We start from the raw sequence: 11,734 nt of genomic DNA, 5'->3' as shown, positions 1-11,734 counted from the left end.
TTGGGGAGATTTCTATATGAAAAGGCAGATAGCGGGGGCTAAAGAAAGCGTTCAGCATAAGAAAAATACCAGTCTGCGTATGTATATCAATAAAGAACATACGAACTATCCACCTCACTGGCATACTGATATCGAAATCATATGCCCTAAGGAGGGAACCTATAAGGTTATCTGTGCAAATCAGACCTATAACCTTGAGGAGGGTGATATACTTCTTATCTGCCCTGCTGTTATCCATGAGATATTCTCGACCTCACTCGGAGAAAGAGTCTATATTCAGGCAGATTTTTCAAGACTTACTTTATTAAAAGAGTTGGAAAAAGCATTTCGCCTTATGTCTCCAGCTCTCCATATTCAGGCGAAAAATTGTCCTCCAGATATTTATCAGAAATTTTGGAGTTGGATTGATGAAATAAAAGAAATATATTTTGGATCAGCACCTCCGGTAGAAATGTGTGAAAGTACAACAGGACACAGTCTCATGTCCTTTACAGAGCTTGAGCCCTTCGGTGAACTGGAAATTTATTCCATTCTTATGCAATTTACGGCACTTGCAGGGAAAAATCTTAGCCTATTCCAGGGATGTGATCATAACAGTGATGATACCGGTTTTAAGAACAGCCTGTCTTTAAGTAGTGTCTGTGCATATTTATCAGAGCACTTTACTGAAGATATTACTCTGGAGAGTATCGCTGATTACGCAGGCTTTAGCAAATATCATTTTGCCCGCATATTCCGGGACTATGCCGGAACCACTTTTTATCAGTTCCTTCAGCAAAAACGTATTGGCTATGCCCAGATGCTCTTATCTAATCCGGAAGTATCCATAACAGACATTGCTTATCAATCCGGTTTTGCCAGCAGCCCTGCTTTTACAAGAGCCTTCCGCAAAAGTACCGGATACTCTCCTTCAGAATTCCGCATGCTTAACGAGCAGAAGCACCCTCTCCCGGCAAATAAACATTTTGCGGATTTATCTGATGCTTCCGAAGATTATGCAGATATCATTAATGACCAACACGCCTGACATTACATCAGGCGTGTTTTTTAATATATATAGTCATCCGGATCAATGATAATCCCATCAAGCACTGCTTCTGTAAGCACATCTCCTTCATAGGTGAGCTTTAATGAAAAGAACTGCTGCCCCGGATCATCAATCAGCTTAAAGAAAATCAGGTCTCCTTTCCAAAGATTAAGTTCCGATATTCTATCCTTTGCAATCCACTCAAGCGTACCCTCGTCGCAGGATGTGAGCGTTCCTTCATAATCGTCAGATGTAAAAAGGCACATATAGTCAGTCACATCCTTGCTAAAAGGGTTCTTCTCTTCCTCTGTGTATAGTTCATCTCTGTCTCCGGCTACTGCCTTCGAGTAGAATGTAACTATCCCTCTGAATCTAAGTGTTTTAAGTCTAAGGCCTGTCTCCTCTAATACCTCTCGCCTTGCACAATCGTCAGGGCTTTCACCATTTTCACAGTGGCCGCCAGGAGCAATCCATTTGCCTTCATTGATATCATTCTTTTTCTTGGTACGGTGGAGCATCAGATATTTTCCATTATCTTCGATGTAGCACAGCGTCGTAATTTCCATAAGCACTCACCCATAACAAATTTCATTTTTCACACAAGAAGTCTTGAGTACCAAAGCAAACAATGCCTCAGCCTTTACATTATTTCCACAAATTACCCCAAATATCGTCACAAAGCTTCTCACAGTACTCTTTAGTGAACTTGGAATCCTGGTCAATAATCTCGTTCTTTTCTGCCATAGCATCTGTATACTCACTTAATGGATAAACAGATATATTCTCATATCCACTCTGCACATGGCAAACCAGCGCTCTTATACCATAGTCATCTATGCATACCTCGCCATTTTCATCACGCTTAAGTGTGATATTTGCAAGGCCTCCAACCATACGATCAGCTATGCCTTCGCCTGTACCTGAGGTCCAGTTAACAAAATTGCCGATTGAATAATAAACCAGCATATCTCCATCGCCATGATTATTTGTTATTCCTTCCTCATTATCTTCAAGCATCTCAATAGGCTCTATCACATGAGGATGTGTTCCGATCACCAGATCAGCTCCGTATTTCCTGAAAATCTCAGTCCATTTTTCCTGCATACCATCTAGGTCGTGGTTATACTCTGTTCCCCAATGAGGACAGACAATTGTGAAGTCTGCATTTTCTTCAGCATATTTCAGGTCTGAAATAACCTTATCCTCTTCCAGAGTATTTACTGCGTAAGGCATATCAGAAGGATTTGAAATACCGTTTGTACCATAGGTATAGTTAAGAATTGCTACTGTAATGCCATTCTTTTCTACCATCTTAACCGTATCATATTCCTCTTGGGAACCATTGATACCAACTACGGTTATCTGAGAATATTTATTTCTCCAGAAATCAATTGTATTTAATATTCCCTGCTTTCCCTTATCGAGAGCGTGATTAGTAGCATGACATATTACATCAAAGCCTGCATTCACAAGAGAATCGCCAAGCTCCTGCGGTGCGTTGAAGGATGGATAACCTGTTACACCAAGCTCCTTACCGCCAAGAATAACCTCCTGATTTACAAGAGCAAGGTCAGCACTTTCAATCTCATCTCTGGTATCATCAAACAGGAAGTCAAAATTGTAATTTCCGTTTTCATCCATTCCTGCCTCAGCAACAGGTGTATGTAAAAGTACATCTCCTGCCATGGTAATTGTCAGTTCATCAGCAGATTTTCCGACAGCAAGCATATCTTCGGAATCAGCAGTTTCAGCTGCTTCTGTTGCTTCACTTTCTATAGCATTATCCTCCATTGGTTCTAATGCTTCAGAAGCATCATTCTGCTTACCTGCATTATTAGCAGAATCTGTGGCTTTGGATTCACCAAAAATCGGTGTTGCTTCTTCCGATTCAGCCATTTTAGGCTCTTCATCAAATAAATCTGCTGCCCCGTCATATACTGCACTATCCTGGGACTCATATGCATCACCCGCTGCGGATTCAGCCGTAGCCTCTGCTGTCTCTTCATATGCTGCAGGTGCGGATGTCTCCATAGATTTTCGTCCATCCAGACCTACAAGTCTTACAACACTGAATGCTCCCAATGCTACAAGTGCAAATACAGCTACCCTGGAGCCGTATCTTGCAACAAATTTTATAATCTTTCCGGACTCTTTTTCATTCTTCTTTTTTTCAAATTCATTTACATCTATCTTCTGAAAACTTAATGGTTCATCTTTGGAACCATCAGAACCGATTTCATTTGTTCCTGCTCCGTCCGCAGAGACTTCCTTTTCAATATTCTCAAGGAGTCTCGCTCGCATTTCATCGGTAATGACTAAGTTTTCCATAACTTCATTATACTTACTCAAAGTCATATGCCTCCTTCAGAATATTTTTAAGCTGCTGCCTTCCGCGGTTTAAGTCGGATCGTACTGTGGACTCATTTCTCTTTAATATCCCGGCAATATCCTTAGTGGAATATCCCTCCTGATAAAAAAGGTGAATTACCTCCCTGTACTTCTCCGGAAGCTGTTTAACCGCATCCCAAACAAATGCAAGATTTTCTTTTTTCTCTGCCACAAGCTCCTCTGAAAGCTCGTCCGCTTTTCTCACGTTATTGTAATCAATCTTATTCTTACTAAGATTAGCTGCTACCGTCATAAGCCAGGCCTTTTCATGATTAGCATTTTCAAATACCGGTGCCTTCCTTATATACTGAATAAGCGTATCCTGAACAATGTCCTCCGCATCACTCATGTTATGAAGATATGAGTATGCTATCCTCAGAATCTGATTGCCATATTTGTCAAGCAGCTCCCCTGCTCTATCCGCAGGATTGGATACCGCTCCTACAGCTTCGCCGCTCATTACAGCCTTAACTGTATTTATGGAAGCCTGCACTGTTGCGAAAAGGTATCTCCCCGCTTCAGCGCAGGAGTTCCATAAACTTGTAAATATATCCAATAAACTATTATTTTGTTTTCCCTCTATAAAATCACTATGCAATGTAAGCGCATCCATCTTCTTCACATCGCAGGCTTTTCCCCAAATGCCTGCTCCCCTGATTATCTATTTTCACTTAGACTAAGTCCTCCAAGTGAATACCACTGCATAGTATAACACGCATTAGCCGCGTTTTGCTACCATTCTCACAAGCTGATTAAACTCTTCCCTGTACTCATCTCTGTCTTCAACCTGTTTATATCCTTCCATGATATCCTCAAGAGTAGCATTTCCCTTGTATTCACTGTCTGACAGGATCATTGCAAATTCTGCAACCATACTTGCAAATCTGATATTTTCACTTCCTGTTTCGTTGTAATCCTTATCACCTACAATAATGGAAAACAGCTCTGATTTATCAGCTTCGGGCTCCTTGTAGCGTACACTTACAGTTGCATACTCATCGCTGTACTTATCATCTGTAGGAGCAGCCTTGGTAGCTTCATCCTGATATTTTAAGTTTATAGCGCTCCGGCTTCCCTCCGGAACTATCTCATAAAGAGCTACAACACTGTGTCCGGCACCAATCTCACCGCCATCCTTTGTATCATCATTAAAATCAGTGTCATTCATGATTCTGTTTTCATAGCCGATGAGTCTGTAGGAATTCACTCTTACAGGATTGAACTCAACCTGAAGCTTAACGTCCTTAGCTACTGTTACAAGAGTTGATCCCATCTCATCAACAAGAACCTTTTTTCCTTCAAAAAGAGAGTCTATATAGGAATAATTGCCATTGCCACAATCTGCAAGTCTCTCAAGATTATCATCCTTAAGGTTACCTTCACCAAAGCCAAGCACTGATAAGAAGATACCATTATTTCTCTTTTCCTCAATCAGCTTCTCAAGGTCATCAGGATTAGAAACGCCTACATTAAGATCACCATCTGTGCACATGATGATTCTGTTAATACCACCATCAATGTAATTGCTTTCTGCAATCTTATATGCTTTCTGAATTCCTGCTTCACCATTTGTGCATCCCGATGCAGTCATACTGTCTATAGCATTCTTAATCTTAACCTTGTTCTTCATGCTTACACCGGAAAGAAGGACTGCTTCCTGACCGGAATATGTCACAAGGGAAATCTTTCCTTTTCCGGGAAGTGAATCCACAAGCTCTGTAAGTGATTTCTGCAAAAGAGGAAGCTTATCGGGTTCATCCATTGAACCTGATACATCAACCAGAAATACAAGATTACTGTCCGGAGCTTCAGTTAAATCGATGTCTCTTGTTTTCATTCCCACAAACATAAGCTGATGTTCTTCATTCCAGGGACAGGTTGTAATTTCAGTTGTGATACCAAACTTATCACTGCCCTCAGGGTTATTCAGTTTATATTTAAAATAATTGATGAATTCCTCAGGCCTTACAGCATCCGGATTGATTTCAGAAAGAGCATATCCATCTTCGATCATTCTTCTGACATTTGAATATGATGCCGTATCAACATCTGCTGCAAAGGTTGAAAGGGGTTTGGCAGTTACAATGTTGTAACCATTTTCTTCGGGCTTCTCATAGGATTCGGTGTTGTACTGTGGCGTATAAGGGTCACACACATCTGTGCATTCCTCAGCTTCACTTTCATACCTGTAATAACCGCCGTCTTCTGCTGCCTCTGCAGTTGCTTCCTCAGTGCAATATGCAGGTTCTTCATAAGCACTATCCTGAGATGCAGTAGTTTCTGTCATCTTGCTGCTGCCGCATCCGCAAACAGAACCTGCTGCAATGATGATACTTAATACAAATGATGCAACATTCATTTTTCTTCTCATAACTTTTTCCCTCCGTACTGTTTTGTTGCTGTTCTACTCTATATACAGATGGCAGTTTAAAAATGTTGCACATAAATAAAAATTTTTTAGGCAATAGAAAAAGCCTGATAAAACACAGGCTTTTAAAAATTTCTAAATCATAAGGAAACCACCTTACAATAATCTTTCCATATTTCATTTATGTGGTCTTTGTTTAACTCCTCACCAATTATAATAATTACATTTCTGCTTGAGTTTACAGGATTTAATTTTATCTCCTTCTCGGTCGCATTTATTTCAATCTGAGTGTTATCACCTGTTTTTACAAAGCCCTTTATCCTGATTATTCTTCCGGCTTTATTATCTTTAAATAAATCAGAAGCTATCTCTCTTAACTTTTCTTCCGATATCTCAACATCAAAATAAAATAAAGGTGTAAACTGCTTATCTTCAAGAGGAAGTTTCACATAGGAAGAGTGTCTGTAGCCGCAGGTACTTATTTTATCAAAGTCTTCTTTTGAAATTTCATCAAAGGGCTTTGCTATGAAGTCCTTTTCAGGATTAAACCAAGGAATAATATCATTTTCAGAAGCAGTTTTCCAAAGTCCGAATTCAGCCATGATATTGTTTATGCTATTCTTAATACTCTCTTTTTTTGTAATAACATTTTGGCCTTCCGAATCATTTTCTCCTTTCGCCCCGGCTTTCCCAATAAGCTTGCTGATTACTATTTTTCCTGCGCATGCTATCTCAGACATAAAGAGATATCTGGACATTCCCTCTAATCTGCCATCCCTTACCAGTTCTGCGTCCACTATAGAAATAACATTTCCAATCTCATACCATCTGTCCAGTGGCTCATCATATAGTACATCAAAGAACTCATCCACATCATAGATTCCGGAAGGCTCAATAATAACTCTTGTATACCCGCTCATTCCCATGGATATAAGCTTTGTCCTGAACCTCCTTCTATGAGCTTCCTGCCCGTCTCCACCCACAATCATCTCCAGGTTACAGTTTTCACCATATAAGTCCTGCAGAAGCACCATGTCAATGTTTACTGCACCGTAGTCGTTTTCTATAATGCATATTTTCTCGCCTTTTTCCAGCAAGTATTTTGCATATTCTCTTATGAAGGTTGTCTTCCCTGATCCAAGAAATCCTGTAATTAAATCTATTTTAACCATTCTTCCATCCTAATATAAATAGCGTGCCGTTTTTAAGCGGCACGCTTTAACTTAAATTTTCGCAATATCAACAAGCTCAAGAGTGTCTTCCTTATACGCATCCTCTAAGCTTGTAACCAGCGCTCTTGCTGTATCAAGGGCTGTAATTACATTAACACCTGTCTCAATTGCTGTACGACGGATTAAGAATCCGTCACGGCTCTTATCACGACCCTGTGTAGGTGTATCAATTACAAGATCTATCCTGTGTCCAAGAATAAGGTCGATGACTGTAGGTGATTCCTGACTGATACGATTTACCTTACGGGCTTTTACGCCATTCTCATTAAGAGTATCAGCTGTGGAACGGGTTGCGTAAATGATATATCCAAGCTTTTCAAAACGTCTAGCTATATCAATTACTTCTCCCTTGTCGGAATCCTTAACTGTAATGATCATCTGCTTGTGCTTGGGAAGTCTTATGCCCGCACCAAGGAACGCCTTATAGAGGGCTTCACTATATGACTTACTTATACCAAGACACTCACCTGTACTCTTCATCTCAGGACCAAGACTGATCTCAGCTCCTCTGATTTTCTCAAAAGAGAATACCGGCATCTTGATAGCAATATGCTCTGCTTCAGGCTGAAGTCCGGGAGTATAACCAAGGTCCACAAGCTTCTTGCCCATCATAACCTGTGCTGCAAGATCAACAATCGGAATGCCTGTAACCTTACTGATATAAGGAACAGTACGTGAAGATCTGGGATTTGCCTCGATAATGTAAACCTCATCACCGACTGCAATAAACTGCACATTTATAAGTCCTACAACATGAAGAGCCTTTGCAAGTCTTGCTGTATAATCAGCAATTGTCTGCTTAACTTTATCTGAAAGTGACTGTGCAGGATAAACCGAAATCGAATCTCCTGAATGAATTCCGGATCTCTCAATATGCTCCATGATTCCGGGAATTACTATATTCTCTCCATCGCAAACCGCATCAACTTCAGTTTCAACACCCTGAAGATACTTATCAACAAGAATCGGGTGATCCTGAGCAATTCGGTTAATAATATTTATGAACTCTTCTATTTCCTGATCAGAGAGTGCAATCTGCATACCCTGTCCGCCAAGTACATAGGAAGGTCTTACAAGCACGGGATAACCAAGTCTGTTAGCAACCTCCTTTGCTTCCTCAGCTGTGTAAACAGTAGCACCTTCAGCACGCTTAATGCCTGTTTCCTCAAGAATCCTGTCGAATATTTCTCTATCCTCAGCTGCATCAACATCTTCAGCCTTGGTTCCGTAAATCTTTACGCCCATCTTCATGAGATCCTGAGTAAGTTTAATTGCTGTCTGTCCGCCAAACTGAACAACTGCTCCGTCCGGTTTCTCAAGGCGAACTATATTTTCAACATCCTCAGGAGTAAGAGGTTCAAAGTAAAGCTTATCAGCTATGTCAAAGTCTGTCGAAACTGTCTCAGGATTATTATTGATGATGATAGTCTCATATCCTGCCTTCTCAAATGCCCATGTAGCATGAACAGAACAGTAATCGAACTCAATACCCTGACCTATTCTGATAGGTCCTGAACCAAGAACAAGTATCTTCTTTTTGCCTGAATTCTGTCCCTCTGCTTCATTCTCCTCATCAACATCACCATAGACTGAGTAATAGTACGGAGTCTCAGCTGCAAACTCGGCAGCACAGGTATCAACAAGCTTGTATGCTGCCTTTATACCATAAAAATCTCTTAAGGCTTTTATGGTATCTACTGAAAATCTCGTAAGTCTGCTTATTACTTTGTCAGGATACTCCAGTCTCTTTGCTTTAAGAAGCGTATCAAAGTTGATAATTTTCTTAGCTTCCTCAAACTCGGGCACATTCTCTTCCGAAGGCTTATGGCGGGCTATAGTACTCTTTTCACCGAGTCTCAAAAGCTTTAATTCCATTTTTACAAGTGTATGAATCTTATCGATGAACCAAAGATCAATCATGGTGATCTCATGAATCTCATCATGGCTCATACCTCTTCTAAGCGCCTCTGCGATAACCCATATTCTCTGGTCATCTACGACTGTAAGACGATCCTTTAATTCATCATCATCAAGCTCTGAAAAATCATAACTTGTAAGGCAGTCCACATGCTGTTCAAGTGAGCGTATAGCCTTCATCATGGCACCTTCAAAGTTTGTACAGATACTCATAACTTCACCGGTTGCCTTCATCTGTGTTGTAAGTGTACGTTTTGCCGTAATAAATTTATCAAAAGGCAGTCTAGGGAATTTCACTACGCAGTAATCCAGTGCAGGCTCAAAGCTTGCGTAGGTTTTTCCTGTAATTGCGTTTTTAATCTCATCAAGTGTATAACCAAGTGCAATCTTTGCAGCAACCTTGGCAATAGGATAACCTGTAGCTTTGGAAGCAAGTGCTGAAGAACGGCTGACACGAGGATTAACCTCGATTACGCAGTACTCAAAGCTTGTAGGATGGAGTGCAAACTGTACGTTACAGCCACCTGTGATCTGAAGCTCATCAATAATGTTAAGTGCAGCACTTCTGAGCATCTGATACTCTTTATCAGTAAGTGTCTGTGAAGGCGCAACTACTATACTGTCACCTGTATGAACTCCAACCGGATCGATGTTTTCCATGTTGCAGACTGTGATGCAGTTGCCTGCACTGTCTCGCATAACCTCGTACTCAATTTCTTTCCAACCGGCTATGCAGCGCTCAACAAGAACCTCGTTGGCTCTTGAAAGACGAAGACCGTTTTCCAGAATCTCCTCACACTCAGCTCTGTTATGTGCTATTCCGCCGCCTGATCCTCCAAGAGTAAATGCAGGACGAAGAACAACGGGATAACCGATTTTTTCGGCAAAAGCCACACCATCATCTACATTATGTACAACCAGTGATGCTGCGCAGGGCTCTCCGATTTTTTCCATGGTGTCCTTGAATTCCTGACGGTCCTCAGCCTTCTTGATTGTCTCCGCTGTTGTTCCAAGGAGTTTAACTCCATGTGCAGCAAGGAAGCCGGATTCAGCAAGCTCCATACCAAGGTTAAGACCTGCCTGTCCTCCAAGGGTAGGAAGTACACTGTCAGGCTTTTCCTTCTCGATTATCTGCTCCAGCACCTTAACAGTCAGTGGTTCAATATAAACTTCATCAGCAATGTCTTTATCTGTCATTATGGTTGCAGGGTTGGAGTTTACAAGGATTACTTCGATTCCTTCCTCCTTAAGCGAACGGCAGGCCTGAGTTCCTGCATAGTCGAACTCTGCTGCCTGGCCGATTACAATCGGACCTGAACCTATAACCAAAACTTTTTTCACATCTTTATTTTTAGGCATTACTTTTCCTTCCTCATCATATTTATAAATCTGTCAAATAGGTATCCGCTGTCCTGAGGGCCGCAGCATGCTTCGGGATGGAACTGTACTGTGAATATATTCTTACCAACATATTTAAGTCCCTCGTTTGTTCCGTCATTTACATTCACAAAAGCCGGTACAGCTACATTTGCGTCAAGCTTATCTGTATCAACTACATAGCCATGATTCTGTGATGAAATATATACTCTTCCCGTTTCCAGATCCTTAACCGGATGATTTCCTCCGCGGTGTCCGTACTTCATCTTATAAGTATCAGCACCTGTTGCAAGAGCCATAAGCTGATGTCCAAGACATATAGCAAAAATCGGAACATCAGAGGCGTAGAGCTTTTTGATTTCCTCAATAACGCCTGTACACTCCTTCGGATCTCCGGGGCCGTTACTGAGCATGATTCCGTCAGGGTTACCTTTCAGCATCTCCTCTGCTGTTGTATCAAAAGGATAAACTGTTACATCACAGCCTCTTGCTGCAAGTGAAGCAGCAATGTTGTCCTTTGCACCTACATCGAGAAGCGCAACCTTAAGTCCTTTTCCATTTAATTCCTTAACAACACTGGGACGTTTTTCGCGTTTTGAAAGGTCCCCTTTAAGAGAAGCCTCATAATCATCTTTTTTGAAAACGGCACTTCCTGAAACAGGTCCGTTCTCGGCAAGCTCTTTACTTCCTGTAATATTCTTCTTTTCTTTACAGGAGACTTTCTCTACAACTTTTCCGGTATTATATGCCTTTAGTTTTGGAATGATAGAATCAAGGTTGTAGTTCTCATCGGTAGTAATCATTCCGTTCATGGTTCCCTTTTCACGAAGGATGCGAACCAGCTTACGTGTGTCTATTCTCTCTATGCCGGGAATATCATATTCTTCAAGAAATTCCTGGACTGTCATGTCGCATCGGAAGTTGGATGCCACGTCTGAGAGCTCTCTTACTATAACTCCGTCAAGCCATATGCGCTCGGACTCCATGTCATCCCTGCAGACACCATAATTACCAATCAGCGGATATGTCATACACACAGCCTGTCCTGCGTAGGACGGGTCAGTAAAAACTTCTGTGTATCCTGCCATGGAGGTATTGAAGACTATTTCACTTATTACCTCCTTTTTGGCGCCAATGGCTTTTCCCTTAAAAACGGTGCCATCTTCCAAAATCAAAAATGCTTTCATTCGCTCCTCCTGTATTTTCCCCTCATCCGGCACTTCGTGCCACCTTCCCCCCAAGGGGAAGGTTTTGAAGTTTGCTTCTTAATTGCCCTCTAAAGAAGGTTTTGAAGTTTACTTCTTAATTGCCCTCTATAGAAGGTTTTGAAGTTTGCTTCTTAATTGCCCTCTAAAGAAGGTTTTGAAGTTTGCTTCTTAATTGCCCTCTAAAGAAGGCTTTGAGGTTTGCTTCTTAATTGCCCTC

The 11,734-nt window shown here is 41.2% G+C and carries 8 protein-coding genes; 1 reads left to right on the top strand and 7 read right to left on the bottom strand.

Annotated elements, in window-relative coordinates:
• The first annotated feature begins 16 nt into the window (after positions 1-16).
• A complete protein-coding gene (locus G602_RS0124410; protein WP_026661358.1) occupies positions 17-1,027 on the top strand; it encodes an AraC family transcriptional regulator in 1,011 nt (336 codons plus the stop codon).
• A gap of 20 nt (positions 1,028-1,047) precedes the next feature.
• Here the strand turns inward: G602_RS0124410 and G602_RS0124405 are convergent, their stop codons facing one another.
• From G602_RS0124405 to G602_RS0124375, 7 genes are all read right to left on the bottom strand, one after another.
• Positions 1,048-1,593 carry an NUDIX hydrolase gene (locus tag G602_RS0124405; RefSeq protein WP_026661357.1) on the bottom strand — a complete coding sequence of 182 codons (546 nt, stop codon included), beginning with the start codon at positions 1,591-1,593 and terminating at the stop codon, positions 1,048-1,050.
• A gap of 79 nt (positions 1,594-1,672) precedes the next feature.
• Complete coding sequence (locus G602_RS28375; protein WP_049945464.1) at positions 1,673-3,376, bottom strand: CapA family protein; 1,704 nt, start codon at positions 3,374-3,376, stop codon at positions 1,673-1,675.
• Entirely contained in the window at positions 3,369-4,028 is a 660-nt protein-coding gene (locus G602_RS0124395) for an RNA polymerase sigma factor (protein ID WP_242835722.1), read from the bottom strand. Before G602_RS0124395 ends, G602_RS28375 begins: the two co-directional genes overlap by 8 nt.
• A gap of 105 nt (positions 4,029-4,133) precedes the next feature.
• Positions 4,134-5,786 (bottom strand): vWA domain-containing protein, encoded by a 1,653-nt coding sequence (locus G602_RS0124390; protein WP_026661355.1) that lies wholly within the window; start codon positions 5,784-5,786, stop codon positions 4,134-4,136.
• 137 nt (positions 5,787-5,923) lie between these two features.
• Positions 5,924-6,955: a GTP-binding protein gene (locus tag G602_RS0124385; RefSeq protein WP_026661354.1), complete on the bottom strand. Its 1,032-nt coding sequence runs from the start codon at positions 6,953-6,955 to the stop codon at positions 5,924-5,926.
• A gap of 51 nt (positions 6,956-7,006) precedes the next feature.
• On the bottom strand, positions 7,007-10,291 hold the full coding sequence (gene carB / locus G602_RS0124380) for a carbamoyl-phosphate synthase large subunit (protein WP_026661353.1): 3,285 nt from the start codon (positions 10,289-10,291) through the stop codon (positions 7,007-7,009).
• Positions 10,291-11,496 (bottom strand): carbamoyl phosphate synthase small subunit, encoded by a 1,206-nt coding sequence (locus G602_RS0124375; protein ID WP_026661352.1) that lies wholly within the window; start codon positions 11,494-11,496, stop codon positions 10,291-10,293. The genes carB and G602_RS0124375 overlap by 1 nt, the downstream gene beginning before the upstream one ends.
• Between the last annotated feature and the right edge of the window lie 238 nt (positions 11,497-11,734).

The organism is Butyrivibrio sp. AC2005, from assembly GCF_000424145.1.
Taxonomy (GTDB): Bacteria; Bacillota; Clostridia; order Lachnospirales; family Lachnospiraceae; genus Butyrivibrio.
The sequence above is the reverse complement of the archived record's forward strand: the minus strand, read 5'-3'. Positions and strand labels throughout refer to the sequence as shown.